The sequence below is a fragment of the Enterobacter cloacae complex sp. SYL001 genome (assembly GCF_049237025.1).
In the GTDB taxonomy this organism is placed as follows: domain Bacteria; phylum Pseudomonadota; class Gammaproteobacteria; order Enterobacterales; family Enterobacteriaceae; genus Enterobacter; species Enterobacter intestinihominis.
Genome location: NZ_JBMKJI010000017.1, coordinates 1 through 25,636, shown reverse-complemented (window position 1 = coordinate 25,636; position 25,636 = coordinate 1). Strand labels below are relative to the sequence as shown.

General features: G+C 54.2%; 27 protein-coding genes, 3 tRNA genes and 1 pseudogene. 17 read left to right on the top strand and 14 right to left on the bottom strand.

Annotated elements, in window-relative coordinates; translation table 11 throughout:
- Positions 1–4 precede the first annotated feature (4 nt).
- The 7 genes from fliL to fliF all read right to left on the bottom strand — a co-directional run bounded on the left by fliL (position 5) and on the right by fliF (position 6,989).
- The gene (gene fliL / locus ACOTZP_RS15465; protein WP_003859598.1) at positions 5–475 is read right to left on the bottom strand and encodes a flagellar basal body-associated protein FliL; all 471 of its coding nucleotides are present in this window, start codon (positions 473–475) and stop codon (positions 5–7) included.
- Between the two features lie 106 nt (positions 476–581).
- Positions 582–1,784 (bottom strand): flagellar hook length control protein FliK, encoded by a 1,203-nt coding sequence (gene fliK, locus ACOTZP_RS15460; RefSeq protein ID WP_421633751.1) that lies wholly within the window; start codon positions 1,782–1,784, stop codon positions 582–584.
- On the bottom strand, positions 1,781–2,224 hold the full coding sequence (fliJ, locus tag ACOTZP_RS15455; RefSeq protein ID WP_006811155.1) for a flagellar export protein FliJ: 444 nt from the start codon (positions 2,222–2,224) through the stop codon (positions 1,781–1,783). Before fliJ ends, fliK begins: the two co-directional genes overlap by 4 nt.
- 21 nt (positions 2,225–2,245) lie before the next feature.
- The gene (gene fliI, locus ACOTZP_RS15450) at positions 2,246–3,616 is read right to left on the bottom strand and encodes a flagellar protein export ATPase FliI (protein WP_032624018.1); all 1,371 of its coding nucleotides are present in this window, start codon (positions 3,614–3,616) and stop codon (positions 2,246–2,248) included.
- Positions 3,616–4,323, bottom strand: coding sequence for a flagellar assembly protein FliH (gene fliH, locus ACOTZP_RS15445; RefSeq protein ID WP_022648550.1), 708 nt, complete (start codon positions 4,321–4,323; stop codon positions 3,616–3,618). Before fliH ends, fliI begins: the two co-directional genes overlap by 1 nt.
- Positions 4,316–5,314, bottom strand: coding sequence for a flagellar motor switch protein FliG (fliG, locus tag ACOTZP_RS15440; RefSeq protein ID WP_003859608.1), 999 nt, complete (start codon positions 5,312–5,314; stop codon positions 4,316–4,318). The genes fliH and fliG overlap by 8 nt, the downstream gene beginning before the upstream one ends.
- Positions 5,307–6,989, bottom strand: a complete 1,683-nt coding sequence (gene fliF / locus ACOTZP_RS15435) for a flagellar basal-body MS-ring/collar protein FliF (protein WP_271074848.1) — start codon at positions 6,987–6,989, stop codon at positions 5,307–5,309. Before fliF ends, fliG begins: the two co-directional genes overlap by 8 nt.
- A 228-nt stretch (positions 6,990–7,217) precedes the next feature.
- Between fliF and fliE the strand changes: the two genes are divergently transcribed.
- Positions 7,218–7,532, top strand: a complete 315-nt coding sequence (fliE, locus tag ACOTZP_RS15430) for a flagellar hook-basal body complex protein FliE (RefSeq protein ID WP_023300486.1) — start codon at positions 7,218–7,220, stop codon at positions 7,530–7,532.
- A 75-nt stretch (positions 7,533–7,607) separates the two neighbouring features.
- Positions 7,608–8,021 (top strand): lipoprotein YedD, encoded by a 414-nt coding sequence (gene yedD, locus ACOTZP_RS15425; RefSeq protein WP_421633750.1) that lies wholly within the window; start codon positions 7,608–7,610, stop codon positions 8,019–8,021.
- Positions 8,022–8,182: 161 nt separating this feature from the next.
- On the opposite strand, the gene amyA is transcribed toward yedD, so the two are convergent.
- The 4 genes from amyA to fliD all read right to left on the bottom strand — a co-directional run bounded on the left by amyA (position 8,183) and on the right by fliD (position 11,993).
- Positions 8,183–9,670 (bottom strand): alpha-amylase, encoded by a 1,488-nt coding sequence (gene amyA / locus ACOTZP_RS15420; protein WP_003859614.1) that lies wholly within the window; start codon positions 9,668–9,670, stop codon positions 8,183–8,185.
- Between the two features lie 98 nt (positions 9,671–9,768).
- Positions 9,769–10,140, bottom strand: a complete 372-nt coding sequence (gene fliT / locus ACOTZP_RS15415) for a flagella biosynthesis regulatory protein FliT (protein ID WP_006811148.1) — start codon at positions 10,138–10,140, stop codon at positions 9,769–9,771.
- Positions 10,140–10,550 carry a flagellar export chaperone FliS gene (gene fliS / locus ACOTZP_RS15410; RefSeq protein WP_006811147.1) on the bottom strand — a complete coding sequence of 137 codons (411 nt, stop codon included), beginning with the start codon at positions 10,548–10,550 and terminating at the stop codon, positions 10,140–10,142. Before fliS ends, fliT begins: the two co-directional genes overlap by 1 nt.
- A gap of 30 nt (positions 10,551–10,580) precedes the next feature.
- Complete coding sequence (gene fliD, locus ACOTZP_RS15405; RefSeq protein ID WP_023306515.1) at positions 10,581–11,993, bottom strand: flagellar filament capping protein FliD; 1,413 nt, start codon at positions 11,991–11,993, stop codon at positions 10,581–10,583.
- Positions 11,994–12,261: 268 nt separating this feature from the next.
- Between fliD and ACOTZP_RS15400 the strand changes: the two genes are divergently transcribed.
- The 8 genes from ACOTZP_RS15400 (at position 12,262) to sdiA (ending at position 19,753) form a co-directional block, all read left to right on the top strand.
- Positions 12,262–13,902 carry a FliC/FljB family flagellin gene (locus ACOTZP_RS15400; RefSeq protein WP_271074849.1) on the top strand — a complete coding sequence of 547 codons (1,641 nt, stop codon included), beginning with the start codon at positions 12,262–12,264 and terminating at the stop codon, positions 13,900–13,902.
- A gap of 163 nt (positions 13,903–14,065) precedes the next feature.
- Complete coding sequence (locus ACOTZP_RS15395; RefSeq protein ID WP_003859623.1) at positions 14,066–14,785, top strand: RNA polymerase sigma factor FliA; 720 nt, start codon at positions 14,066–14,068, stop codon at positions 14,783–14,785.
- 54 nt (positions 14,786–14,839) lie between these two features.
- The gene (gene fliZ / locus ACOTZP_RS15390) at positions 14,840–15,391 is read left to right on the top strand and encodes a flagella biosynthesis regulatory protein FliZ (RefSeq protein ID WP_023300482.1); all 552 of its coding nucleotides are present in this window, start codon (positions 14,840–14,842) and stop codon (positions 15,389–15,391) included.
- 86 nt (positions 15,392–15,477) lie between these two features.
- The gene (gene tcyJ / locus ACOTZP_RS15385) at positions 15,478–16,278 is read left to right on the top strand and encodes a cystine ABC transporter substrate-binding protein (RefSeq protein WP_023300481.1); all 801 of its coding nucleotides are present in this window, start codon (positions 15,478–15,480) and stop codon (positions 16,276–16,278) included.
- 103 nt (positions 16,279–16,381) lie between these two features.
- A complete protein-coding gene (gene dcyD / locus ACOTZP_RS15380) occupies positions 16,382–17,368 on the top strand; it encodes a D-cysteine desulfhydrase (RefSeq protein ID WP_022648541.1) in 987 nt (328 codons plus the stop codon).
- 21 nt (positions 17,369–17,389) lie between these two features.
- On the top strand, positions 17,390–18,058 hold the full coding sequence (gene tcyL, locus ACOTZP_RS15375) for a cystine ABC transporter permease (protein ID WP_271074851.1): 669 nt from the start codon (positions 17,390–17,392) through the stop codon (positions 18,056–18,058).
- Positions 18,055–18,807: an L-cystine ABC transporter ATP-binding protein TcyN gene (gene tcyN / locus ACOTZP_RS15370; RefSeq protein WP_023306513.1), complete on the top strand. Its 753-nt coding sequence runs from the start codon at positions 18,055–18,057 to the stop codon at positions 18,805–18,807. Before tcyL ends, tcyN begins: the two co-directional genes overlap by 4 nt.
- Positions 18,808–19,030: 223 nt before the next feature.
- The gene (gene sdiA, locus ACOTZP_RS15365; protein WP_032622448.1) at positions 19,031–19,753 is read left to right on the top strand and encodes a transcriptional regulator SdiA; all 723 of its coding nucleotides are present in this window, start codon (positions 19,031–19,033) and stop codon (positions 19,751–19,753) included.
- A gap of 64 nt (positions 19,754–19,817) precedes the next feature.
- Here sdiA and ACOTZP_RS15360 read toward each other — a convergent pair whose 3' ends face one another.
- Positions 19,818–20,042, bottom strand: coding sequence for a DUF2594 family protein (locus ACOTZP_RS15360; protein WP_003859644.1), 225 nt, complete (start codon positions 20,040–20,042; stop codon positions 19,818–19,820).
- Positions 20,029–20,109, bottom strand: a complete 81-nt coding sequence (locus ACOTZP_RS15355) for a hypothetical protein (protein WP_418235935.1) — start codon at positions 20,107–20,109, stop codon at positions 20,029–20,031. Before ACOTZP_RS15355 ends, ACOTZP_RS15360 begins: the two co-directional genes overlap by 14 nt.
- Positions 20,110–20,506: 397 nt before the next feature.
- On the opposite strand from ACOTZP_RS15355, the gene uvrY reads away from it, so the two are divergent.
- The 7 genes from uvrY to ACOTZP_RS15320 all read left to right on the top strand — a co-directional run bounded on the left by uvrY (position 20,507) and on the right by ACOTZP_RS15320 (position 24,780).
- A complete protein-coding gene (uvrY, locus tag ACOTZP_RS15350) occupies positions 20,507–21,163 on the top strand; it encodes a UvrY/SirA/GacA family response regulator transcription factor (RefSeq protein ID WP_003859647.1) in 657 nt (218 codons plus the stop codon).
- The gene (uvrC, locus tag ACOTZP_RS15345) at positions 21,160–22,992 is read left to right on the top strand and encodes an excinuclease ABC subunit UvrC (protein ID WP_045337574.1); all 1,833 of its coding nucleotides are present in this window, start codon (positions 21,160–21,162) and stop codon (positions 22,990–22,992) included. The genes uvrY and uvrC overlap by 4 nt, the downstream gene beginning before the upstream one ends.
- A gap of 56 nt (positions 22,993–23,048) precedes the next feature.
- Positions 23,049–23,597 (top strand): CDP-diacylglycerol--glycerol-3-phosphate 3-phosphatidyltransferase, encoded by a 549-nt coding sequence (pgsA, locus tag ACOTZP_RS15340; RefSeq protein WP_003859652.1) that lies wholly within the window; start codon positions 23,049–23,051, stop codon positions 23,595–23,597.
- Between the two features lie 163 nt (positions 23,598–23,760).
- Positions 23,761–23,836: transfer RNA gene (locus tag ACOTZP_RS15335), tRNA-Gly, on the top strand.
- 51 nt (positions 23,837–23,887) lie between these two features.
- Positions 23,888–23,961: transfer RNA gene (locus tag ACOTZP_RS15330), tRNA-Cys, on the top strand.
- Positions 23,962–23,972: 11 nt separating this feature from the next.
- A tRNA-Leu gene (locus tag ACOTZP_RS15325) sits at positions 23,973–24,059 on the top strand.
- Positions 24,060–24,336: 277 nt separating this feature from the next.
- Positions 24,337–24,780 carry a hypothetical protein gene (locus ACOTZP_RS15320; RefSeq protein WP_165472875.1) on the top strand — a complete coding sequence of 148 codons (444 nt, stop codon included), beginning with the start codon at positions 24,337–24,339 and terminating at the stop codon, positions 24,778–24,780.
- 139 nt (positions 24,781–24,919) lie between these two features.
- On the opposite strand, the pseudogene ACOTZP_RS15315 reads toward ACOTZP_RS15320, so the two are convergent.
- Positions 24,920–25,537, bottom strand: a pseudogene (locus ACOTZP_RS15315) (tyrosine-type recombinase/integrase); the annotation flags it as partial.
- Positions 25,538–25,636 lie beyond the last annotated feature (99 nt).

The following is a 25,636-nucleotide window of genomic DNA, read 5'->3' as shown; positions in this document are numbered from 1 at the left end:
GTCGTTACCGCAGAATGAAGGCTGTATACAGAACGTCAGTGACTTCCTGCTTAGGTTGGCCGTTGACCAGCGGGGTCGCCAGCGTCTGTTTGATCGCATCGACCAGCTTTTGCTTGCCCACATCGGTGGCGAGCGCGGAGGCATCCTGACGAGAAAACAGCAGCAGCAGACGGCTACGCACTTCTGGCAGGTAGTCGTTCAGACGTGCACGGGTCGCTTCATCTTTCAGACGCAGCGTAATGCCCACGTAAAGCACGCGATCCGCATCGCCGAGGTTCACGGTGAACGTATCCAGCGGGTAGAAGACCGGCGCCGGTGGAGGCGGCGCTTCAGCTTTGGCGGCTGCGCTGGAGGGTTCCTGCTGCATACGCCAGTAACTGTAGCCTGCGGTGGCGCAGGCCGCGAGGGTAATCAACACCAGCAGCGGGATCCAGATGGAACGCTTGCTTTTTTTGGTGATAGCGGAGTCTGTCATCTGATACGAGCTTCCTGTTTCGGTACAGCTTAATACGGTGATTATCCCGTGTCCGGCTTAGGTCAAAGCGTGGAAAAGACGGGGATAATCACGTTACCTCTGGCGTTTAGGCAAAGATGTCTACGGCACGGCTGCCGCGCGCGGCGGATTGCAGGGCGGCAGGGGCAGGCAATAACTCTTCGCTCTCCTCGTTAAACCCGCCATGCTGGCCTGAACGCGAAGCATGCTGTTGTTGCCCGGATGAAGATTGCTGCTGCCCGGCAAAGCCTTCGCTGCTGACGCTGCTTTGGGAAAGCTGTATGCCGTTTTCCGCAAGCTGCGTGCGCAGGATCGGCAGGGCCGCTTCCAGCGCCGCACGAACGTGGCTGTGGGGCGAAACCATCTGCAACTGCGCCTGGTTGTCATCCAGCTTAAGCGAAATTTGCACCTGACCCAGATCTTCCGGGTGCAGGCGTAGCTCTGCGGTCTGTTGGCCCTGTCTGGTGAACAGGGTGATGTGCTGGCTTAGATTCTGCTGCCATTCGTGCGTGCCCAGCGGCTGGCTTAACACCGGCGCGGTCGCAACGGTAGCGGCAGACTGGGGGGTTGCCAGGTGACTAACGATCGGGGCCAGCGTCGCGGTTGGGCTGGCGGCAGACGACGCCGTGCTCACTACGTCCTGCTTCTCCGCGACGGCGGTAACGGCTGCCGTGGCGGGCAGCGACGTGTCGCTGTCCTGAACCGACGTTTTTTCCTGACCCGTTAACGCATGGCTAAGCGGCTGATGCTGGCCGTTGTCCGTCTGGGCTAGCGCAGAGGGGAGGGCGGCACGAGGGGCGACCTCCCCGGTGCTTGCTGGCTGCGTCGCCATTGGGGTGGTAGTCTGCTGGTGCGGCAACATCGCCATCAGCGCGCTTAACCCGGCCAGCTCCTCTTCTTCAGTCGTGGTCTCGCTGTTTGCTTTCGCGTCCGTCCGGGTCAGCGCCTTCAGCGCATCCGTATTCGCTGCGGGTTTCAGGCCGGAGACGAGGCTTTGCAGGGAGACGGCGGTATCTTCATCAGTCAGGGTCTCCTGGCGGGAGAGCAGCTCGGCGATTTTGGCCTGGAGCGTGGTATCACCGTTTTTTTCCTGTGCCGCTGTCGACAGCTTGCTGCCCGCCGCTTTCAGATCGGCCAGCGTCAGCGGAGCATCTTTGCCTTTGCCGGTGGTCTCGGTCAGCGCGCCCGCCAGCAGAGAGAGAAAATCTTGCGCGCCCTCAGCGCCTTTTCCGGTCAGCGTGCCGCCGGACGGGTCGCTGTCGGTCATCAGCAGTTGTTGCAGTGTGATCATTCTGGTTTCCTCATTGATGCGCGCTGGGCAAACTCATCCATTTTTTTCTGATCCAGACGGTTTTCCGCCAGGGTCGAGGCTGCAATCTGCCGGTCCTGTAAGGTTTGCCAGGCCTGCAACCGCTGTTTTTTCTCGCGCCAGAAATTCAGCGCGGTATCGACTTTTTGCGTCCACTGGTTAAGCTGCTGGCGATGCTGCTCAATCGCCTTTTCCAGCGTCTGGATAAACTGCTGATAGTTAATCCAGCGCTGGCTACCAATGCCCTGCGTCATGTCGGTGTTAAGGTTGGTGCGATATTCATGCTGATAGTCGATTAACATCTTCAACTGTTCTTCAGCCTGCTGGCACCCGCGTCGCATTGCGCCAAGTTGCAATGCGGCATCATCAACTTCTTTTTCAGCCAGATCTTTCAGCGTTGATAACGCGCTGTTCTGCGCCATGACCTTCGCCCTCCACCTGTGTTACACCTGCGGGAAAATCAGCTCCAGTGCCTGGAGGGAATCTTCCCAGTCGGCGCGTTCAAAAATACCCTGTTGCAGAAATGCCTCCAGCTGCGGCCACAGGGCAATCGCTTTATCGAGCATCGGATCGCTGCCTTTGGCGTACGCCCCGACGCTTACCAGATCGCGGTTGCGCTGGAAGCTGGAGAGCAGTTGTTTGAAGTTACGCACGCGGGCGTAGTGTTGCTCGGTGATCAGGGCCGTCATCGCACGGCTGATCGACGCTTCAATATCAATCGCCGGGTAGTGCCCGGCTTCGGCCAGACGGCGCGACAGCACGATATGGCCGTCGAGGATCGCGCGCGCAGAATCGGCAATCGGGTCCTGCTGGTCATCGCCTTCGGTCAGTACCGTATAGAACGCGGTGATGGAGCCTCCGCCGCTGATGCCATTCCCCGCACGCTCAACCAACGCCGGGAGCTTGGCGAAGACCGACGGCGGGTAACCTTTGGTGGCGGGCGGCTCGCCGATGGCCAGCGCAATCTCACGCTGCGCCATCGCGTAGCGGGTCAGGGAGTCCATAATCAGCAGCACGTGTTGGCCCCGGTCGCGGAAATCTTCCGCGATTCGCGTGGCGTAGGCGGCACCCTGCATACGCAGCAGCGGCGATACGTCCGCCGGGGCGGCGATCACCACCGAGCGGGCGCGACCCTCCGCACCAAGAATGTTTTCGATGAAATCTTTGACTTCGCGACCACGCTCACCAATCAGGCCGACGACGATAACGTCCGCCTGGGTATAACGCGCCATCATGCCGAGCAGGACCGATTTACCCACGCCGGAGCCGGCAAACAGCCCCATACGCTGGCCGCGTCCCACGGTGAGCAGGGCGTTAATCGGCCGCACGCCGGTATCCAGTACGTGCTCGATTGGCGTGCGTTGCAGCGGGTTAAAGGGTTGGGTGATCAGCGCGCCGGTTTCGGTGGTATCAGGGGAGGGCAGGCCATCGAGCGGTTTGCCGCTCCCGTCCAGCACGCGGCCCAGCAGCGCCGGACCGAGCGGGAGCTGTTTGCCGCTTTGCAGGCCGTCACCGCTGATGTTTTTCGCGTAGACGCGGGCGCCGGGCAAAATCCCTTCCACTTCCTCAAGGGGCATCAGAAACAGTCGCTGGCCGTTAAACCCGACCACTTCACTTTCCACTTCACGCGTCTCACTCCCGTCCTGACGCTCAATCACGCAGGTGGCGCCGAGCGGAAGTTGCAGACCCGTGGCTTCCAGGACCAGACCGGTGGCACGCGTCAGGCGTCCATAACGACGAACGGATGGCAGCTGCGCCATCTTCGTTTCAAAATTATCGAGCGTGTTAAGCCAGCGCGTAAGGCGTGCGGTCATCAGACGACTCCCGGTGCCGCCAGGCGGCACAGTTCCTGCCAGCGGGTCGCGACGCTGGCATCCAGATCGCCCTCATCCGCCGAGACCTTACAGCCTCCGTGATGGAGCGACGGATCGCCGCGCAGCCGCCAGCCGTGCAGGCTCAGCGTCGCGCCGAGGCTCTCTTCCACGCGCTGCAAATCATCAGGATGCACGCGCAGCTGCGGTTTGCCGCTGAACAGCGGCTCCTGCTGGAGCAGCCCCTGGATTTGCTTAATCAGCGCGGCGTTATCCACGACCGGCGTCTGGCCGATCACCTGACGGGCCGCCTCCAGCGCCATCTGCATCAGGCGCGAGGCAATCACGCTGTCGAGCGCATCCAGCGTGTGCTGAAACTCGCTCACCAGCTGCTGCATACGGGCATGCAGCGGCGCCTGCTGCTGGCGCGCCTGCTCAATGCCCTGCTCTAAACCTTTCGCCAGCCCTTCCTGATAACCCTGTGCGTGCCCGGTCTGACGGCCTTCGTTCATCCCGGCGTTGAAGCCCTGCTCGTGCGCCTGCATTTGCATCTGGGCCAGCATCTGGGCGCGCTGTTCCTCTTCACTCAGCTCGGGCACGCCCGCCCCGGCGTCGCCCTCATCGGACGACACTATGGCAGGGGTGAACTCTGCGGTGGGAGGGGAGAGGTCGTCAGGCGTCCAGCGCTTCCACGACAGTTCATCAGACATAGGTGTCGTCTCCGCTGCCAATCACCATCTCGCCGGTTTCTGCCAGACGACGAACAATAAGCAGGATCGCTTTCTGTTCGTTCTCCACCTGAGACAAACGCACCGGGCCACGGTTGGCCAGGTCGTCGCGCAGGATATCGGCCGCACGCTGGGACATGTTGCGCAGGAACTTCTCGCGCAGCGGCTGCTCGGCGCCTTTGAGGGCGATAAGCAGGGACTCCGAATCCACTTCCTGAAGCAGGCGCTGGATGCTGCGATCGTCCACTTCGACCAGGTTTTCGAACAGGAACATCTCGTCGATAATTTTCTGTGCCAGTTCGCCGTCGAACTCGCGCACCGCCGTAATAACCGCCTCTTCCTGCTGCGTTTTCATCAGGTTGATGATTTCCGCTGCCGTTCTCACGCCGCCCATTTTGCTGCGCTTGAGGTTCTGGCCGTCGAGCAGGTTGTTCAGCACTTCGGTCAGCTCCGCCAGCGCGGCTGGCTGGACGCCGCCGAAGGTGGCGATACGCAGCATCACGTCGTGGCGCAGGCGCTCGTCGAACAGCGCCAGAATATCGGCCGCCTGGCCCCGTTTGAGGTGGACCAGAATGGTGGCGATAATCTGCGGGTGCTCGTCGCGAATAAGATCGGCGGCGCTTTGCGGTTCCATAAAGTTGAGCGTTTCGATCCCGCTGGCGGTGTCGCGCGTTTCGAGAATATCTTCCAGCAGGCTGGCGGCGCGCTCTTCGCCCAGCGCCTTAACCAGCACGGAGCGCAGGTATTCGTTGGCGTTGACGTTGAGCGCAGCAAACTGCTCGGCTTCCTGCTCAAACTCCGCCAGCACTTCGGTCAGTTGCTTGTTGGAGATCTGGCGCACGTTGGCCATCGCCGCGCTGAGGATCTGCACTTCTCGCTGAGAGAGGTGTTTAAACACCTCCGCCGCGCGATCTTCGCCAATGGTCATCAGCAGGATGACGCTCTTATCGGTGCCTGTAAGCGTATTACTCATGTTCGTTACCCATCCAACCGCGGATGACCAGCGCGACGACGCGCGGATCGTTATCTGACATTTCGCGAATGCGCTGGCTCATCACCTCTGCGCCCATACGCTGGTTAGCACGGCGCTGCTGCATCTGTTCATCTTTGCTGAGACGAACTTCAACCGCTTCTTCCTCGTCCGGACGCGCGTTCTTCTGTTCCAGCGCAGCTTTTTCGGCTTCAGCGCGACGCTGAAGCTGAGGACGGACACCCTTACGCCACAGCAGCCACGCGACAATCAGCACCAGCAGCCAGCGGCCTGCGGACATCAGCTGATCGAAGAACGCCTGCTGTTGCCAGAACGGCAGTTCGCCACCGGTCTCATCCACCGGGTTGAACGGTGAGTTCACAACGTTGAGGGTATCGCCACGTTTTTCAGAGAAGCCCATCGCTTCGCGGGTCAAATCTTCGATCTGCTTCATCTGCTCTGCCGTGAGCGGCAGCGGTTTACCGTCCGGCAGCGTTTTGTAGTTCACCACCACGGCAACAGAGAGACGCTGAATATCTCCCGTGTTCAGTTTGGTATGGCGGATAGTCCGGTCGACTTCGTAGTTGGTCGTTTCGTTACGGCTGCTGTTACGCGGGCCGGCACTGTTCGCGGTCGAGGTCGTCTGCTGATTCGTTTGCTGACCGTTCTGCGGGTTGGCCGGCGGCGTGGAGATTGGCGCGGCGTTGGCAGGCGCAGGCTGGTTAGAGAGCGCACCCGGCACACCGCCAGGATACTGGCCACCGACCTGTTCCGTCTCATTGATCTGACGCGAGCGTAACACGGCGCGAGAAGCATCCCCGTTCGGGGCGTACTGCTCTTCGGTCTGTTCTTTATTCGAGAAATCAATCTGCGCGGTGACCTGCGCATGCACGTTGCTGTTGCCCACCACCGGGCCCAGAATCGCTTCGATGCGACGCTGGAGACGGCCTTCCACGTCGGCAGCGTATTTCAGCTGGGCGTCGTTGAGATCGCGCCCGGCGGTGTTGGACTGCGTCAGCAGGTGACCGCTCTGATCCACCAGCGTAACGTTACCCGGCGGCAGACCGGCAACCGCACTGGAGACCAGGTGCGTGACGGCGCTGATCTGCCCTTCATCCAGCGCACGGCCAGGTTCGAGGTTAACCGTCACAGAGGCAGAAGGGGACTTTTGTTCACGGACAAACAGGGACGGCTTTGGCATCGCCAGGTGCACGCGGGCACTTTTCACCGGGCCTAAGGTTTCAATCGTACGGGCCAGCTCACCTTCCAGCGCGCGCTGGTAGTTAACCTGCTCGCTGAACTGGCTGATGCCGAATTTTTCCTGATCCAGCAATTCAAACCCAACCGCGCCGCCTTTCGGCAGTCCCTGCTGGGCGAGACGCAGGCGAAGCTCGTGCACTTTATCTGCCGGCACTTCAAGCGCACCACCGTTATCGGCAAAGCGATACGGGATGTTCATCTGGGTCAGCTGGGTGACGATGGCACCGCCATCCTGGTCGGAAAGGTTGCTGTAGAGCGCGCGGTAATCCGGGCTTTTTGCCCATAAGACCATCGCGACAACGATCGCAATGGCGGCAGCGCCTGCCACAATCAACGGGATCTTAGGGTTGGCGCGAAGGCGGTTCATCCACTCGAGTGATTTATTCTGCGGCGCTGTCGATGCTGCTGTCGCACTCATTGCGCACCTCTTAAATCCTGGTGGTTTACGTTATTCGTGTAGAGAAACAAAACTGACTCCCGGGTCGGCAAACACGACAAAAGTTCCATACTGATGGCCCTGCCATTATTTGATGATTCGGGATTTTCTATGCGTCAAATAACCTGGTTTTTTAACGCTATTTACCGCCATTATCTTATTGACAAGCTGTTAGTCTTGACCTCGTAAAAAACCATCCAGGGGAGAGTCATGGCTATACAGGGCATTGAAGGGGTACTCAGTCAGTTACAGGCAACGGCGATGACCGCCCGTAATCAGAGCGTGGCTGACCAGCCGCAGGGCATTAGCTTCGCCGGTCAACTGCATGCGGCGCTGGACCGGATCAGCGACAAGCAAAACGCGGCCCGTACCCAGGCTGAGAGATTTACCCTTGGCGAACCCGGCGTGGCGCTCAACGATGTGATGGCCGATCTGCAAAAAGCGTCGGTGTCATTGCAGATGGGGTTGCAGGTGCGTAACAAGCTGGTGTCGGCGTATCAGGACGTGATGTCGATGCAGGTGTGAAACCTTCCAATCTTACGCTGGCAGCCTGATGGCTTTAATGCCACAATATTTTTTTCTTCGCATGCAGGAAAGATGATGAAAAAAGTAGCAATTGTGGCTGCAATGCTGACGTTAGCGGGATGCGTTCAGGTCGAAAACTATCAGGAAGTGGTTAAGCATCCGGCACCTTCGCATCTGGCAGGTTACTGGCAGTCGAAAGGGCCGCAGAGCGCGATGGTGAGCCCGGAGGCGATTGCCACGCTGGTGGTGACGCCAGAGGGTGATACCCTGGACTGCCGTCAGTGGCAGCGCGTTATCGCGGTGACGGGTAAGATCATGCTGCGTTCAGATGATTATTATAACGTGACCGAAAAACGAGACGTCTATCCGCTCGATCGTGATGGGGCGGCGCTGGAGTATGACGGCATGGAACTGTACAAGGTTGACCGCCCAACGGTGGAATGCGCAGATTACCTGAGCAAGTATCCGCTGGAGAGTAAGCTTCCGTAACCGTTTTGGAGTTTGCGCCCTCTACCCGTGGTCTGAGGGATCTCCACAAAATAATGCCTTCACCGTCGGCCCCCTCTCCCTGGAGGGAGAGGGCTGGGGTGAGGGGGAACATACGGCTCTGGTGGTCATTCCGTTCACTTTAAGACCGCACTGTTCCAGCATTACAGCGCGTCCTCAATCACCCAGACGCTGACGCTTCCCCCGTTACAGAAGAACGTCCCTTCGCCATCCGCCGCCGTGGTCACGGTTTCCTCGCGGTTGCCTAAAAAATCACGCCAGGTCTTATTGCCGTAATTTTCCCCGAGGCAGATCGTCTTCTCGCCGTCATCACCATTCGACAGCACCACCACACAGCCCGGGTGCTCCTCAGTCCCGCTGCGGCTGAACGCAATGCAGTTTGGATGATCGAAAAACAGCGTCTGCACGCCGTGGGCAAAACGCTGCCGGGCGAGGATCAGCTCGTGGAGCTGTTCAATCACCGGCATATCGATGTGATACGTCTCGCCATCCCCGCCGGTGTCGTCATAGCTGGCGCCAAAAAGATCCGGGTAGAACACGCTCGGCACGCCGTTTTCACGCAGCAGGATGAGCGCGTACGCCAGCGGTTTGAACCAGGCTTCAACCGGGGCTTCCAGCGCCTGCAAGGGTTGGGTGTCATGGTTGGCCACCAGGGTCACGGCATGGAACGGATCGGCTTCCACCAGCGTACCGGTGAAAATCTGGCTCATATCGTAGTCGCGTCCCTGGCGTGATGCTTCGTGAAATTTCATTTGCAGTGGCGCATCAAACAGCATGGTTTTACCGTCCACCTGATTGATGTAGTGCTGCAATTTATCCACTTCGTGAGACCAGTATTCCGCCACGATAAACAGCGGCTGCGGGGCCACCTCCTGGACGTGCTCAATCCACTCTTTGTAGAACCAGGCCGGGATGTGTTTTACCGCGTCCAGGCGGAAGCCGTCGCAGTGGGTTTGCTCCATCACCCAGCGCGCCCAGTATTTGATCTCCTCCGTCACCGCATGGTTGCGAAAATCGATATTTTCACCCATCAGGTAATCGAAATTGCCCATCTCGTCGTCGACCTGATCGTTCCAGCCTTCGCCGGTGTAGTCGTTCACGATTTTGAAGATACCGTCCTCATTAGGGTTTTCAATGTGGTCGATACCGCTAAAGCATTTGTAATCCCAGATGAACTGCGAATACTGGCCGGCCCGAACGGGAAAGGTGTAGCGCGTCCAGGCTTCACATTCGATGATCTCATCGCTGATTTGGGTGCGATCCTGCGCATCCACGCGCTGCACGCGGACGGGTTCCTTCTCATCGGCCCCCATTTTGTGGTTGACCACCACGTCCAGAAGCACCGCAATCTGGTTACTTTTTAAGGCGTTGATGGCCTCCAACAACTGGGCTTTATCGCCGTATTTGGTGGCGACGCTGCCTTTCTGGTCAAACTCACCGAGGTCGAAAAGGTCATAAGAGTCATACCCGACGGAATAGCCGCCGGATGCCCCTTTGTATGCCGGCGGTAACCAGACCATATTGATGCCGATTTCGTTCAGGTTGGGGGCTAATGCCGTGACTTCTCGCCACAGTTCACCGCCGGTGGGGTAGTACCAGTGAAAACATTGTAAAAGTGTTGGGTTGCGCATGCACCATCTCCATGAGGTCGCGAAACTCAAGTATGGAGCAGGTTTGGCAGAAATGCCTGGCGAACGAAACGGTTAACGCTCGAACGCCAGTTAAATGGCTAATTGATATCGCTATTACTTTGCGGAACCAGGACATGACCGCCCTGGTTACCGTAGGTGGAGAGAACGGTTTTCTGGATGGAGGATTGCCCAACCAGCTTCGCCAGTTCATCCATTCTGGCTTGCAGCAACGTTTTTACCTGGCCTTCGTTGTCCAGGATCACCCGCAGCGTCGGGCGAAGCTGCTCCTGAATCTGCATCGAAGGTTCACTTTCCTGAGTGAGACGAGCCAGTGAGTGCACCGCATTAACATAGTCGGTTTCACAGATGATCAGATCATCCCATAGTCCCTGCCGGGCCAGTCGCAACATCAACTGGCTCTGCTCAAGGAGTTGCTGATAAAGGGCATAAAGTTGCGGTGCGTTACTCATTAGACGGCGTCCTGGACAAGAGTTGGTATACCTGCTGCCTCCTTCCAGCCATCCGCAATATTGCGCAGTAAATTTTCCACCTCTTCGATGGCACTGGCATCATTGCGAAGGTTGGCCTGAAGCAGGCGACGAACCATATAGGCATAGAGAGCGATCAGGTTTTGTGTTAACTCGTCTTTACTCTCTTCATCCAATCCGACCTTCAGGCCATTTTCGATGATATTAATCGCTTTGGAGAGCGCCAGCCCTTTTGCCTGGATATTACCGTCTGCAAGGAACAGACGTGCCCGTACCAGTGCGCTGAGGGCTCCATCAAATAGCATGATAACCAGCTGCTGCTGGCTGGCGCTCATCACCGCGCTTTCAACTTCTATCTTTGCGTAGGCCTGCGTGCCTTTTGCGCCGTACATGTTATCCCCCTCGGGTCTGATTATCTGTTACTACTTGTTGGAAGACGTATTTTCGAACTGTTGTGTAAGGTAGCTGCTCGTAGAGTTCAACGAGTTCATCATGACGTCCAATTGCGTAAACTGTTCTTTATAACGCGCTACCATGGTGTCGATACGCTCGCTGGCCGCGTTATATTGCTTGGTTAAATTGTTCAGGGTTTTACTGACGCCATCTTTTGCAGCCTGAATGATGCCGGTACTGGAGAGCCAACCTGTGAGGTTTGTTCCAACGGTGGTGGTGATACCGGATGTTTTCCCGTCACCGATCAGCAGGTCTTTGATACCAGCCGCGCTGTTTTTCATTGCCGCGCTAAGCTTGTCATCATCCACTTCCAGTTTACCGGTGCTTGGGTCGGTAGTGATGCCAGCTTGAGCCAGGGTCTTGATATTGGAACTGGTGTGAGGATTATTCAGCACGCTTCTCAACTGAGTCTGAATAGTGCGTAGCGTACTGTCGCCTAATAACGCGCCGTTGCTGGTATTCTGAGCGTCTGAACCCGCATCCACAGCAGTATATTTTGTGAGGCTGCTGAAAGTATCTTGCAGGGAGTTATACGCCGTCACCCAGTCGTTTATCGCTTTGGTCGCTTTAGTGTTATCGGTAGTGATCGTTAAGGTCTGATTACCGGTTGTCACGTCGTTCAGGTTGAGAGTGATATCTTCCAGCGCATCACTGATTGTATTGCTGCTGTTTTCAATATCAACGTTATTAACTTTCAATAGCGCATTTTGGGCCGTAACGCTTTCCATCATGCCGTTAGCGGTATCTGCGCTATTACCGTTATAGCCCATGAAGGACTGAAGTGCCGCATCGCCGCTGACACTAATAGTCATGGCATTGTCTTTACCGGTATCTTTCGACGTAATGGACAGACGATACTCACCATTACCGACGTTAATAATACTGGCACTTACGCCAGCATCCGCTTTGTTGATCGCATCTCGGATACCAGTTAGAGAACTGTTTTCTGCACTGATATTAATGGTGACAGGTTTCTTGTCACCACCTTGCTGAATGGTGATGGTGCTGTCCGCTGTCGCAATCGCCGTTTTATTATCACTTTGCGTTTTAGCTGTTGTCAGGGTTTGCGCCTGCGCAAGCTGCGATACGTTAATGGTGTATTTACCCGCAATCGCGCTGCCGCTGGTTGTAGCACTGAAGGATGTGCTGCTGCTGGCGGTGGTAGTCGCTGTAAAGAGATCGGCTTTGCTAAGTGCAGTATTTGCCGTCTGGAAGGATTCCAATGCACTTTTCAGCGTGCCGTAAGCACTAAGTTTTGCTGTATAGGAAGTTTGCTGCTTAGAGATCGGCGTCAGTTGTGCTTTTTGTGCAGCGGTCAGACTGTCCAGAATGTCGCCTAACTGCAAACCTGATCCGACTCCCAACGTAGAAATACTTGCCATATTTATTCCTTAATGTAACGACATGTAGAACGAATAGTGGGGTTATCGGCCTCAACTCAGGAAAGTTTACGGTTAGGTTCAAATTTTTAATGGCGAGAATAACGCTATTGGAGAAGAGTATTTCCGTGGCTAAAAAAATTAACGCGATCCTGAAAAAAAATCTAAAGGTTGGTTTGGACCAGACGATAACACCATTGACGGCGATGAAGCCGAAGGGTGGAAACCCAAATCTAACCCACAGATTTGATGAACAACAGGAAACGTAATCATGGCACAAGTCATTAATACCAACAGCCTCTCGCTGATCACTCAGAACAACATCAACAAGAACCAGTCTTCAATGTCTACCGCCATTGAGCGTCTGTCATCTGGTCTGCGTATCAACAGCGCAAAAGATGATGCTGCTGGCCAGGCGATTGCTAACCGCTTCACCTCCAACATCAAAGGTCTGACTCAGGCTGCACGTAACGCTAACGACGGCATCTCTGTTGCACAGACTACTGAAGGCGCACTGTCTGAAATCAACAACAACTTACAGCGTATTCGTGAGCTGACCGTTCAGTCTTCTACCGGTACTAACTCCCAGTCTGACCTGGACTCAATTCAGGATGAAATCAAATCCCGTCTGGACGAAATTGACCGCGTATCTGGTCAGACCCAGTTCAACGGCGTGAACGTGCTGGCAAAAGACGGCTCCATGAAAATTCAGGTTGGCGCGAACGATGGCCAGACCATCACCATCGACCTGAAACAAATAGACTCTAATACTCTGAAACTGTCCGGTTTTAACGTTAACGGTAAAGGTGGCGTAGCCAACGCAGTTGCAACTGCAGCCGATATGACCGCTGCTGGCTTTACCCTGGCTGGTAATACGTACACAGGTTCTGCAGGATTTAAAGCTGCATCTTCTGCAGATGTATTAGGTAGCCTGGCAAATGGTGACACTGTCCTCAGTGCTGGCACTGTTGCTGATGGTCTCTCAGGAGCAGCAAATACCTACACCTACGATAAAGCAAACGACAAGTTTACTTTCGGTGTAACAGGCGCGACCTCTGCACAGGTTCTGAGCTACCTGAACCCATCTGCGGGCGACACTACCTCAGCTACCGTTACTATCGGTACAACTAAACAAGACGTCATCATTGCTAAAGACGGTACTTTAACCGCTAAAGATGATGGTGCTGCTCTGTATCTGGATACTACCGGCAACCTGACCAAAAACAGCGCGGGTACCCCACCAGTTGCAACACTGGCTGGTCTGCAGGCTAACGGCGGTGGTACTGCGATTGCTTCTTCTATTACCACTGCATCTGGCGAAACCCTGACTCTGGCAGGCGGTACGGCTGGTACTATCGATGTTACTAATGCCTCTATCAGCGCTGACAAACTGCAGAGCGGTGCTGCTGCAGCAGGTTATACAACATCTACCGGCTATGCCGTTGACAACGCCGGTGCGGTTAAAAACGGTGCTGCGGATGTGTATGTTGATAACAACGCTGCATTAACCACCACAAATACAGCTACTTATTTTATTCAGACTGATGGCTCTATCACCAATGGTTCTGGCAAGGTTGCGCACAAAGATGCGAATGGTAAGATCACCACTGACGCTCAGACTGCTACTACTGCCACTACTGACCCACTGAAAGCCTTGGACGACGCTATCAGCTCCATCGATAAATTCCGTTCTTCTCTGGGTGCGGTACAGAACCGTCTGAGCTCTGCGGTAACCAACCTGAACAACACCACTACCAACCTGTCTGAAGCGCAGTCCCGTATCCAGGACGCCGACTATGCGACCGAAGTGTCCAACATGTCCAAAGCGCAGATTATCCAGCAGGCCGGTAACTCCGTGCTGTCCAAAGCTAACCAGGTTCCTCAGCAGGTTCTGTCTCTGCTGCAAGGCTAATCGCCTGATTACGCTTAAACCCCGCTTCGGCGGGGTTTTTTCTGTCCGCATTTACGCGTAACCCCCCAAATAACCCCTCATTTCACCCACTATTCACCCGATTAAAACCCCTCCAGAATCGGATAATCATGCCGATAACTCAACTAACGCAGGGCTGTTTATCGTGAATTCACTCTATACCGCTGAAGGTGTAATGGATAAACACTCGCTGTGGCAGCGTTATGTTCCGCTGGTGCGTCACGAAGCATTGCGCCTCCAGGTGCGTTTGCCGGCGAGCGTGGAACTGGACGATCTGCTACAGGCGGGCGGTATCGGGTTATTGAATGCAGTTGACCGGTACGACGCTCTGCAAGGAACGGCATTTACGACTTACGCAGTGCAGCGTATTCGTGGTGCGATGCTGGACGAGCTGCGCAGCCGCGACTGGGTGCCGCGCAGCGTTCGCCGCAACGCGCGCGAAGTGGCGCATGCGATGGGGCAGCTGGAACAGGAGCTGGGGCGCAACGCGACGGAAACCGAAGTGGCGGAGCGCCTGGGCATTCCTGTTGAAGAGTATCGTCAGATGTTGCTCGATACCAATAACAGCCAACTCTTCTCTTATGATGAGTGGCGCGAAGAGCATGGCGATAGCATCGAGCTGGTGACGGATGAGCATCAGCAAGAAAACCCGTTACACCACTTACTGGAAGGGAATTTACGTCAGCGCGTGATGGAAGCGATTGAAGCTTTACCGGAACGTGAGCAACTGGTGTTAACCCTCTATTACCAGGAAGAGCTCAATCTCAAAGAGATTGGCGCCGTGCTGGAGGTGGGCGAGTCACGGGTGAGCCAGCTGCACAGCCAGGCCATTAAACGCCTGCGCACAAAACTGGGTAAGTTATAGGTGAGTCATTCGCCTTGGAAATGCCGCACAACGTATTGACAACCAGGAGTTATCATGACGGTGCAGCAATCTAAAAGACGGCCTTTAAGCCGCTACCTGAAAGACTTTAAACACAGCCAGACGCATTGCGCCCACTGTAAAAAATTACTCGACCGCATCACGCTGGTTCGTCGCGGTGAAATCGTGAATAAGATTGCGATTTCCCGCCTCGACACGCTGATGGACGAAGCCGCCTGGCTTGAAGAGCAAAAAGAGTGGGTAGCGCTTTGCCGTTTCTGTGGCGATCTCCATTGCAAAGAGCAAAGCGACTTCTTCGATATTATCGGCTTCAAGCAATTCCTGTTTGAACAAACGGAGATGAGTCACGGCACCGTGCGTGAATACGTGGTTCGCCTGCGCCGCCTGGGTCAGCATTTGACCATGCAAAATATCTCCCGCGATCTGCTGACGACCGGATACCTGGATGAAAATCTGGAGCCCTGGCTGCCCGCCACCAGTACCAACAATTACCGCATCGCGCTGCGAAAGTACGCGCAATATAAAGTCCAGATGCCGGGCGTCATAAAGCAGAAAGTCCACGCCGGAACAACTTCTGATATATATTAAAAAAGAATAAGATGTAGCGCAGCCGCCTTTGACGTTGCAGGCGATTTCTCTACACTACTCAAAAATTCCACTGTATCGGAGTACTTATGAAATTAGCAGTTCTGGGTCGTCAGGCGCTGATGGGGATGATGGCCGTTGCGCTGGTCGCGGGGATGAGCGTGAAAACGTTCGCGGCAGATAATCTGCTCAACAAAGTCAAAGAGCGCGGCACGCTGCTGGTTGGGCTGGAAGGAACCTATCCTCCGTTCAGCTTCCAGGGCGACGACGGTAAGCTGACCGGTTTTGAAGTGGAGTTTGCGCAAGAGCTGGCCAAGCATCTCGGCGTCAAAGCCTCCCTGAAACCGACCAAATGGGATGGTATGCTGGCGTCACTGGATTCCAAACGTATCGACGTGGTGATTAACCAGGTGACCATTTCTGACGAGCGTAAGAAGAAGTATGACTTCTCCACGCCGTACACCGTGTCCGGTATCCAGGCGCTGGTGAAGAAAGGTAACGAAGGCAGCATCAAATCCGCCGCGGATCTGAAAGGTAAGAAAGTCGGCGTCGGTCTGGGCACCAACTACGAAGAGTGGCTGCGCCAGAACGTGCAGGGCGTGGACATCCGCACCTATGATGATGACCCGACGAAATACCAGGATCTGCGCGTAGGCCGTATAGACGCCATTCTGGTTGACCGCCTGGCAGCGCTGGATCTGGTGAAGAAAACCAACAATACCCTGGCCGTCGCGGGCGATGCGTTCTCCCGTCAGGAGTCCGGCGTGGCGGTGCGTAAAGGTAACGAAGATCTGCTGAAAGCCATTGATGCTGCCATTGCTGAAATGCAGAAAGACGGCAGCCTGAAGGCGCTTTCTGAGAAGTGGTTCGGCGCAGACGTGACGAAATAAGTCTCTGACCGACAAAAAAAGGCGCTTTTAAAAGCGCCTTTTTTATTTCTCGCGCGTCTGCGTGCATAATGAAATAACAATTGTTTGCGTGACCGGAGGAACCATGTCACTACAGAATTTAACGCGCTTTCCCCGTCTGGAATTTATCGGCGCACCCACGCCGCTGGAGTATCTGCCGCGATTTTCTGACTATCTGGGGCGCGATATTTTCATTAAGCGTGACGATGTGACGCCCATGGCGATGGGCGGGAATAAGCTGCGCAAGCTGGAATTTCTCGCCGCCGATGCCCTGCGCGAGGGCGCGGATACGCTGATTACCGCCGGGGCAATTCAGTCTAACCACGTTCGCCAGACGGCGGCAGTGGCGGCGAAGCTGGGCCTTCACTGCGTAGCCCTGCTGGAGAACCCGATTGGCACGCAGGCAGAGAATTACCTGACTAACGGTAACCGCCTGATGCTGGATCTGTTCAACGTGCAGGTTGAAATGGTTGACGCGTTGACCGACCCGGCTGCACAGCTTGATGAACTGGCGACGCGCCTGGAAGCGCAGGGCTTTCGTCCGTACGTCATCCCGGTTGGCGGCTCGAATGCGCTGGGTGCTCTCGGCTATGTTGAGAGCGCGCTGGAAATCGCCCAGCAGTGCGAAGGCGCGGTGAGTTTGTCCTCGGTGGTAGTGGCGTCCGGCAGCGCGGGTACCCATGCCGGTTTAGCGGTCGGGCTTGAGCAACTGATGCCGGACGTAGAGTTGATTGGCGTGACGGTTTCCAGAAGCGTTGCGGATCAAAAGCCGAAAGTCGTCACCCTGCAACAGGCGGTGGCAGAACAGCTTGCGCTTCAGGCGAAGGCGGAAATATTGCTGTGGGATGACTACTTCGCGCCGGGTTATGGCACCCCCAATGATGAAGGGATGGAGGCCGTTAAGCTGCTGGCCCGCCTCGAAGGTATTCTGCTTGACCCTGTCTATACCGGTAAGGCGATGGCGGGCCTTATCGACGGCATCGCCCGCAAGCGCTTTAAGGATGAAGGACCCATTTTGTTTGTTCATACTGGCGGGGCGCCTGCGCTGTTTGCCTATCATCCCCATGTCTAAAAATCAGGTAGAAAAATAATAATGCAAGAAAGTATTCAACTGGTTATTGATTCGCTGCCGTTCTTGCTTAAGGGCGCGGTGTTTACTTTACAGCTCAGTATCGGCGGGATGTTCTTCGGGCTGGTGCTCGGGTTTGTGCTGGCACTGATGCGCATGTCGAACTTCTGGCCGGTGCGGTGGCTGGCGCGGTTTTACATCTCCGTGTTTCGCGGAACGCCGCTTATCGCCCAGCTGTTTATGATTTACTACGGGCTGCCCCAGTTCGGTATCGAGCTGGATCCGATCCCGGCGGCGATGATTGGCCTGTCGCTGAATACGGCGGCGTACACCTCTGAAACGCTGCGTGCGGCGATCTCGTCCATCGATAAAGGACAGTGGGAAGCGGCGGCCAGTATCGGGATGACCCCGTGGCAGACGCTGCGCCGGGCGATCCTGCCCCAGGCGGCGCGCGTGGCGCTACCTCCGCTGAGCAACAGCTTTATCAGCCTGGTGAAAGACACCTCGCTTGCGGCGACCATTCAGGTGCCGGAGCTGTTCCGTCAGGCGCAGCTGATCACCTCGCGCACGCTGGAAGTGTTTACCATGTATCTGGCGGCCTCGCTGATTTACTGGGTGATGGCGACGGTGCTGTCCGCCCTGCAAAACTATTTTGAAAACCAGCTTAACCGCCAGGAGCGAGATCCAAAATGAGTGCAATTGACGTCAAAAACCTGGTGAAAAAATTCCACGGGCAAACGGTGCTGCACGGCATCGACCTTGAGGTTGAGCAGGGCGAAGTGGTGGCAATTATCGGCCCGAGTGGGTCAGGGAAAACCACGCTGTTGCGCAGCATTAATTTGCTTGAGCAGCCCGAAGGTGGGACGATCCGCGTGGGCGATATCACCATTGATACCGGGAAACCCATCAGCCAGCAAAAAGGGCTGATTCGCCGCCTGCGTCAGCATGTTGGCTTCGTATTCCAGAGCTTTAATCTCTTTCCGCACCGTACGGTGCTGGAAAATATTATCGAAGGTCCGGTCATCGTAAAGGGTGAACCAAAGGAAGACGCGACGGCCCGCGCCCGCGAGCTGCTGGCAAAGGTTGGCCTGGCCGGGAAGGAGACGAGCTATCCGCGTCGGTTATCTGGCGGGCAGCAGCAGCGTGTCGCCATTGCGCGCGCGCTGGCGATGCGCCCGGATGTGATCCTGTTCGACGAACCCACATCCGCACTCGATCCTGAGCTGGTCGGGGAAGTGCTTAACACTATCCGACAGTTGGCGCAGGAAAAACGCACAATGGTGATTGTGACGCATGAAATGAGCTTCGCTCGCGACGTTGCCGATCGGGCAATTTTCATGGATCAGGGGCGAATAGTAGAGCAGGGGCCAGCTAAGGCGCTGTTTGCCAATCCTCAGCAGCCTCGAACCCGCCAGTTCCTTGAAAAATTCTTAATGCAGTAGCATTTTCACGCTCAATTTGCTCCAGATGTCACTTCTGGAGCAAATTATCCTCCCATAAATTCAGTTTTGTTGATTTTTTATTCCACCCGATGTGGATAAGCCATCGCCAAATTAAAGATAATCCGTCTGTGGTCGATATTTTATATAAATGATCCTGCTTTATGTGTTAGGTTATATTCACCATAATAATGATTATCTTTATCAGAGGCTTCATTCGGCAAGTATGAGGGATATAGACTTTTTCACCTGGCGACGGGAATGCGTCCTCCGGTTTCAGGAAATGACCTGTGCTGACGAGGTATATCAGGAACTTCAGCGACAAACGCAGGCGCTTGAATTCGATTATTATGCGCTTTGTGTTCGACACCCTGTGCCATTTACCCGCCCGCGAACATCCGTCCATTCCAGTTATCCGCAACAATGGATGGCGCAATATCAATCCGAGAATTATTTCGCCATTGACCCGGTACTGAAGCCGGAGAATTTCATTCAGGGTCATTTGCCCTGGACGGATGAATTATTCACGGATGCCCAGCAATTATGGGACGGCGCGCGGGACCACGGTTTACGTAAGGGAATAACGCAGTGTCTGATGCTGCCAAATCATGCGCTCGGCTTCCTCTCCGTGTCATGTACTAGCTTACAGGCACACTCGATATCCAGTGAAGAGATTGAGCTGCGTTTACAAATGCTGGTTCAGATGGCGCTCACTACACTGTTGCGCTTTGAACATGAGACGGTGATGCCGCCTGAAATGAAATTCAGCAAGCGTGAACGGGAAATTCTGAAGTGGACCGCAGAAGGGAAGACGTCGGCAGAAATCGCCATCATTCTTTCCATCTCGGAAAATACCGTCAATTTCCACCAGAAGAATATGCAGAAGAAATTCAACGCACCGAATAAGATCCAGATAGCGTGTTATGCCGCGGCGACGGGACTTATCTGACTGATATCACGTTCTGCGTGTCAGACGAGAAAACGGCTGAATGCTTTGCATCCAGCCGTTTTTGTTACTGGCGGTAGGCTTGTTTAATTTGCTTAACCGTATTGGCAAAAACAGCGGATTCCGCCTGGTCTTCCATCTGCGCGATCTGTTTTTCCATTTTAATGATCACACGTCCAGCATCAGCCTGGCCCATCGCCTGTAGCATAAGCGTCAGCAGCGACTTCAGGCAGTTTACTTCCTGTGCCAGTTCCTGGTTATTCTCGGCAGTGGCAAATTCAGGTGTGCTCATTTATTTTCCTCATTATAAAACAGCGCATGAGCGCGACGATGAAAGTTAAGGCGGCGGAGTATACCACAAGCTATGGCAAAAAATGCAGTGGTTGTTTTTTATACTTGTCGCGCCGCGATTATTGGTCGACGCGGATTATGAAGATACTCTGTCCAATATGTTAGCGGCAATTAAATGTTTATCCCCGGTTCGTCATTCGTTAATTGTTGTTACAAAAAATCGCGCGCTCTTTTTCGTTTGAGTTAACAACTGTTTTAGTAACTTTTTGAATATCGATGCTAGAAAATAGCGGTAAAAGCCCAGCGGACAAGGGTTTTCTTTCCACTTGCTGTACAGCCTAATTTCCAAAAACGAGACCAGAATCGTATAGCCGATTTTTTAGCGTTTTAATCTTGCATGGAAAACCGTTAATATAAACCCAATTAGCAGTCAGTAGCGTTATCCCTATTCTGGAGACATTTCCTTTGATCAACGTCCTTCTTGTTGATGACCACGAACTGGTGCGCGCAGGGATACGACGCATTCTTGAAGATATAAAGGGTATTAAAGTTGCCGGCGAGGCGTGCTGTGGCGAAGATGCCGTCAAATGGTGTCGCGCTAACTCCGCAGACGTGGTGCTGATGGATATGAACATGCCCGGTATTGGCGGGCTTGAAGCCACGCGCAAAATCGCGCGCATGTTCGTTGATACCAAAGTCATCATGCTGACCGTCCATACCGAAAATCCACTGCCTGCCAGGGTTATGCAGGCGGGTGCTGCCGGGTATCTCAGTAAAGGCGCCGCGCCGCAGGAAGTTGTCAATGCGATCCGCACCGTATACGCCGGGCAGCGTTACATCGCTTCTGATATTGCTCAACAGATGGCTCTGAGTCAGATTGAACCGGAAAAAACGGAATCTCCGTTTGCCAGTTTGTCTGAGCGCGAATTGCAGATTATGCTGATGATCACTAAAGGTCAGAAGGTGAATGAGATCTCAGAGCAGTTGAATCTCAGCCCGAAAACGGTCAACAGCTATCGCTATCGGATGTTCAGTAAATTGAACATTCACGGTGATGTCGAACTGACTCACCTGGCCATTCGCCATGGTTTGTGCAATGCGGAGTCGTTAATAAGTCAGTGAGTGAAGCGTTCGATTCAAAAGCATTTCTGAAAACCGTCACCAGCCAGCCGGGCGTCTACCGAATGTACGACGCTGGCGGTACGGTTATCTATGTCGGTAAGGCGAAAGATCTCAAAAAACGCCTTTCCAGCTATTTCCGCAGCAATCTTGCCTCCCGTAAAACCGAAGCACTGGTCGCACTCATCCACAACATTGATGTCACCGTGACGCACACGGAAACGGAAGCGCTGCTGCTTGAGCACAACTATATCAAGCTGTATCAGCCGCGCTACAACGTCCTGCTGCGCGATGATAAGTCCTACCCGTTTATCTTCCTGAGCGGTGATACCCATCCTCGCCTGGCGATGCATCGTGGGGCTAAGCATGCGAAAGGTGAATACTTTGGCCCTTTCCCGAACGGTTATGCCGTACGCGAAACGCTGGCGCTGTTGCAAAAAATCTTCCCCGTTCGCCAGTGTGAAAACAGCGTCTACCGCAACCGTTCCCGGCCGTGCCTGCAATATCAGATTGGCCGCTGCCTGGGGCCGTGCGTTGAAGGGCTGGTAAGCGAAGAAGAGTACGCGCAGCAGGTGGAATATGTCCGCCTGTTTTTAGCCGGGAAAGACGATCAGGTGCTGACGCAACTGATTACTCGTATGGAAAAAGCCAGCGCGGCGCTGGAATTTGAAGAGGCCGCACGCATCCGCGACCAGATCCAGGCGGTGCGCAGGGTGACTGAGAAGCAGTTTGTTTCTAATACGGGCGACGACCTCGATGTTATCGGCGTTGCCTTTGACGCCGGTCTGGCCTGTGTTCACGTGCTGTTTATTCGTCAGGGCAAAGTGCTCGGCAGCCGCAGCTACTTCCCGAAAGTGCCGGGCGGCACTGAGCTGGGTGAAGTGGTGGAGACTTTTGTCGGCCAGTTTTATTTGCAGGGCAGCCAGATGCGTACGCTGCCCTCGGAGATCCTTCTAGACTTCACGCTCGACGATAAAACCCTGCTGGCAGATTCGCTTTCAGAGCTGGCAGGCCGCCGGGTGAATGTCCAGACGAAACCGCGGGGCGATCGCGCGCGTTATCTGAAGCTGGCGCGAACCAATGCCGCCACGGCGCTGACCACCAAACTGTCCCAGCAGTCGACCGTCAGCCAGCGTTTAACCGCCCTTGCTACGCTGCTCAAGCTGCCGGAAGTGAAACGCATGGAATGCTTCGACATCAGCCATACGATGGGTGAGCAGACCGTGGCGTCGTGTGTGGTCTTTGATGCGAATGGCCCCCTGCGGGCAGAGTATCGTCGCTATAACATCACTGGTATTACGCCCGGTGACGATTATGCCGCCATGAACCAGGTGCTGCGCCGTCGCTATGGTAAAGCGATTGAAGAGAGCAAAATCCCGGACGTTATCCTTATCGACGGCGGGAAAGGGCAGTTGGGGCAGGCGAAGGCGGTATTCGAATCGCTCGACGTAGAGTGGGACAAGAACCATCCGCTGCTGCTAGGGGTAGCGAAGGGGGCAGATCGTAAGGCTGGCCTGGAAACGCTGTTCTTTGAGCCGGAAGGCGAGGGCTTTAGCCTGCCGCCGGATTCCCCTGCGCTGCACGTGATCCAGCATATTCGCGATGAGTCGCACGATCATGCCATCAGCGGGCACCGTAAAAAACGGGCGAAAGTGAAAAATACAAGTACCCTTGAGACGATTGAAGGCGTCGGGCCAAAACGTCGCCAGATGCTGTTGAAGTATATGGGCGGATTGCAAGGATTACTCAACGCCAGTATGGAAGAAATTGCAAAAGTGCCGGGTATTTCGCAAGGGCTGGCAGAAAAGATCTACTACTCGTTGAAACATTGAGGGCTCTGTAGCAACATAGAGCTAAATTTTACTGACAACAGACAGTTACCGTCATCATGCGATTTAATATCCCTACGTTGCTCACTCTCTTTCGCGTTGTGCTCATTCCGTTCTTCGTCCTGGCATTTTACCTGCCGGTCGTCTGGGCGCCTTTTGCCTGTGCGCTTATTTTCCTGATCGCTGCCGTGACGGACTGGTTTGACGGTTATCTGGCGCGTCGCTGGAACCAGAGTACCCGCTTTGGCGCGTTCCTCGATCCGGTTGCGGATAAGGTGATGGTGGCAATCGCGATGGTGCTGGTGGCGGAACATTATCATACCTGGTGGGTGACGCTGCCTGCCGCGACCATGATTGGACGTGAGATTATTATCTCTGCCCTGCGCGAGTGGATGGCGGAGCTGGGTAAACGCAGCAGCGTGGCGGTGTCCTGGATCGGTAAAGTTAAAACCACTGCGCAGATGGCGGCGCTGGTGTGGATGCTGTGGCGTCCGAATGCCTGGGTAGAGTGGGCCGGCATTGGTCTGCTGTGGGTTGCGGCGGTGCTGACATTGTGGTCAATGCTGCAATATTTGAACGCTGCGCGCGGTGATTTGCTTGAACAGTGATCGTTTCGGCTTAATTTTCAGCAAACGATCCTGAGATGCAAAAAATAACGTTGACTCATAACGTCATATCAGTAGAATGCAACGCATCGAACGGCGGCACAGTTAGCCGGACGACAATGAAATCAAGTGATTAGGAAGTCGTTTAATAGTTACTTGATGACATGCGGGAATAGCTCAGTTGGTAGAGCACGACCTTGCCAAGGTCGGGGTCGCGAGTTCGAGTCTCGTTTCCCGCTCCAGATTAAAGCATCGGCAGTTTGCGGGTGCAGGTCGAAAGACAACAGATTTAAGGCGCGTTAGCAAAGCGGTTATGTAGCGGATTGCAAATCCGTCTAGTCCGGTTCGACTCCGGAACGCGCCTCCACTTTCTTCCCTGGCCGGATGGTGGAATCGGTAGACACAAGGGATTTAAAATCCCTCGGCGTTCGCGCTGTGTGGGTTCAAGTCCCACTCCGGCTACCATGGGAAAAAATAGAATAAAATCAATGATAAGCAGTGTCGTATAAACCACCGAAAGGTGGTTTTTTATTGTCCATTTTTCGCCATTCACCATTCTTTCGCCATTCCGTTTCGCCATTCGAAAATTTTTACGGTGAAGTGCCCTAGTACAAGTTAAATTTTACTTCAGGTGATACATTCTTGCTCTATGATGGTATTCGTGCAATTTAACGAAAAGCCGAACTCGACATTCATACAAGTAAAATATCTCTCTAAGCAGAAAATTTAAGGAGAATTTTAAATGCGCGCCTTTACTTCAGTAGTTTTGTTCTTTTGTTGTATTCTCATTCCAGTCCATGCCGAGGGGTGGTACATAAATAAACGTGGTGAACCGACAGTCATGTCAGATGATGGCTATTGGTATATGCTTCTTTCAAGGTCTGCAAAAGGTGATGTGAATGCTTACCTGTTGCCTCGTAATGGTATCGAATGTAAAGCATCTGGAAGTTCATCAAGCATGTATGTCAATGGAACCAAATTGCGTTGGTGGCAGAACTGCGACCCGTCTATGGGAATGTATTGGTACGCCTATACACAAGCAGGAATAAATCACCTCATTGGTGAATTTATGCGCCGTCAAACAGTTACCATCCGTGACGGTAGCTTAACAATCGTTTTTTCTGCGGTAGGCTTTAATGACAAAGCTCGACAGTTCATCGACGATGTGGCGGATCCTGGGTTATAAAATGTTTACGCATCTGCAATTTGAAACATTCAAGTAAGATCGCCCTTCCTCAAACTTGATGATGCTAACTTAATGTGATTATTCAAATGAGAATGCTTATTTGAAGGTTCTTGGTTCTTTTGGGTATTTGAGGAGGGCATTACTGCCCCCCGACCACCGGTACTACAGAAATTTTTCGGTTATATCTCGCCGTTTGTGATGCATTTTTATGACCTGAAATTTCCTGCTTCTCGTGAAGTGTTCCTTCTAGATCAGATATCCCTTTAGCTTTCAGATCATGGAACGTGAAGTTAAATTCGAGCTCAGGAAATTTTTCTGCGGCTAACTTTTTCGCCTTCATCCACTGAGCATTAAAAGCATCACGTGTATAACGAGAACCTGACTGCTGGTGGATTACGTAAAGGCTGACCATGCCACTATTCAACGGAAGTGAATCTGCCATGGTGATCGCATTCGATAGGCGTACTGTCCAGGCTTTAATCTGACTCACTGCAGTCTTGCTTTGCTGAATTAGAATACCTTCATCAAGTATCTGACTCTTTTTAAGGTCCAGGATGTCACCCTGACGTGCGCAGCATAAATATGCCAACTCCATGGCAATCTTCACCGGTACTGACGAAACGCTGAATAGTGCATCATATTCTTTGTCCGTGACGTAACGCGTGCGCGCTTGCTCCTTAAATTGCTTCACCCCCTGGCATGGATTCATCTTCACTTTGCCACGCTCATATGCCCACCTGAACACCCTCGACTGTAGTGGTTTACTGAATTTGGCCACCTGAACAGAGGTGATATGCTCATCTCAGAACATTACAGGTGCCTCAATGAAAAAAAGAAATTTCAGCGCAGAGTTTAA

Excerpts from the sequence above, each read along its gene's own strand:
- fliJ (WP_006811155.1), bottom strand. The coding sequence starts at position 2,224 with ATGGCGCAGAACAGCGCGTTATCAACGCTGAAAGATCTGGCTGAAAAA.
- tcyN (WP_023306513.1), top strand. The coding sequence starts at position 18,055 with ATGAGTGCAATTGACGTCAAAAACCTGGTGAAAAAATTCCACGGGCAA.
- sdiA (WP_032622448.1), top strand. The coding sequence starts at position 19,031 with ATGAGGGATATAGACTTTTTCACCTGGCGACGGGAATGCGTCCTCCGG.
- fliD (WP_023306515.1), bottom strand. The coding sequence starts at position 11,993 with ATGGCAAGTATTTCTACGTTGGGAGTCGGATCAGGTTTGCAGTTAGGC.
- fliF (WP_271074848.1), bottom strand. The coding sequence starts at position 6,989 with ATGAGTGCGACAGCAGCATCGACAGCGCCGCAGAATAAATCACTCGAG.
- ACOTZP_RS15400 (WP_271074849.1), top strand. The coding sequence starts at position 12,262 with ATGGCACAAGTCATTAATACCAACAGCCTCTCGCTGATCACTCAGAAC.
- ACOTZP_RS15320 (WP_165472875.1), top strand. The coding sequence starts at position 24,337 with ATGCGCGCCTTTACTTCAGTAGTTTTGTTCTTTTGTTGTATTCTCATT.
- fliS (WP_006811147.1), bottom strand. The coding sequence starts at position 10,550 with ATGTACGGCGCAAAAGGCACGCAGGCCTACGCAAAGATAGAAGTTGAA.
- fliG (WP_003859608.1), bottom strand. The coding sequence starts at position 5,314 with ATGAGTAATACGCTTACAGGCACCGATAAGAGCGTCATCCTGCTGATG.
- dcyD (WP_022648541.1), top strand. The coding sequence starts at position 16,382 with ATGTCACTACAGAATTTAACGCGCTTTCCCCGTCTGGAATTTATCGGC.
- pgsA (WP_003859652.1), top strand. The coding sequence starts at position 23,049 with ATGCGATTTAATATCCCTACGTTGCTCACTCTCTTTCGCGTTGTGCTC.
- yedD (WP_421633750.1), top strand. The coding sequence starts at position 7,608 with ATGAAAAAAGTAGCAATTGTGGCTGCAATGCTGACGTTAGCGGGATGC.
- fliZ (WP_023300482.1), top strand. The coding sequence starts at position 14,840 with ATGACGGTGCAGCAATCTAAAAGACGGCCTTTAAGCCGCTACCTGAAA.
- tcyJ (WP_023300481.1), top strand. The coding sequence starts at position 15,478 with ATGAAATTAGCAGTTCTGGGTCGTCAGGCGCTGATGGGGATGATGGCC.
- fliE (WP_023300486.1), top strand. The coding sequence starts at position 7,218 with ATGGCTATACAGGGCATTGAAGGGGTACTCAGTCAGTTACAGGCAACG.
- amyA (WP_003859614.1), bottom strand. The coding sequence starts at position 9,670 with ATGCGCAACCCAACACTTTTACAATGTTTTCACTGGTACTACCCCACC.
- fliI (WP_032624018.1), bottom strand. The coding sequence starts at position 3,616 with ATGACCGCACGCCTTACGCGCTGGCTTAACACGCTCGATAATTTTGAA.
- fliT (WP_006811148.1), bottom strand. The coding sequence starts at position 10,140 with ATGAGTAACGCACCGCAACTTTATGCCCTTTATCAGCAACTCCTTGAG.
- fliK (WP_421633751.1), bottom strand. The coding sequence starts at position 1,784 with ATGATCACACTGCAACAACTGCTGATGACCGACAGCGACCCGTCCGGC.
- fliH (WP_022648550.1), bottom strand. The coding sequence starts at position 4,323 with ATGTCTGATGAACTGTCGTGGAAGCGCTGGACGCCTGACGACCTCTCC.
- tcyL (WP_271074851.1), top strand. The coding sequence starts at position 17,390 with ATGCAAGAAAGTATTCAACTGGTTATTGATTCGCTGCCGTTCTTGCTT.
- fliL (WP_003859598.1), bottom strand. The coding sequence starts at position 475 with ATGACAGACTCCGCTATCACCAAAAAAAGCAAGCGTTCCATCTGGATC.
- ACOTZP_RS15360 (WP_003859644.1), bottom strand. The coding sequence starts at position 20,042 with ATGAGCACACCTGAATTTGCCACTGCCGAGAATAACCAGGAACTGGCA.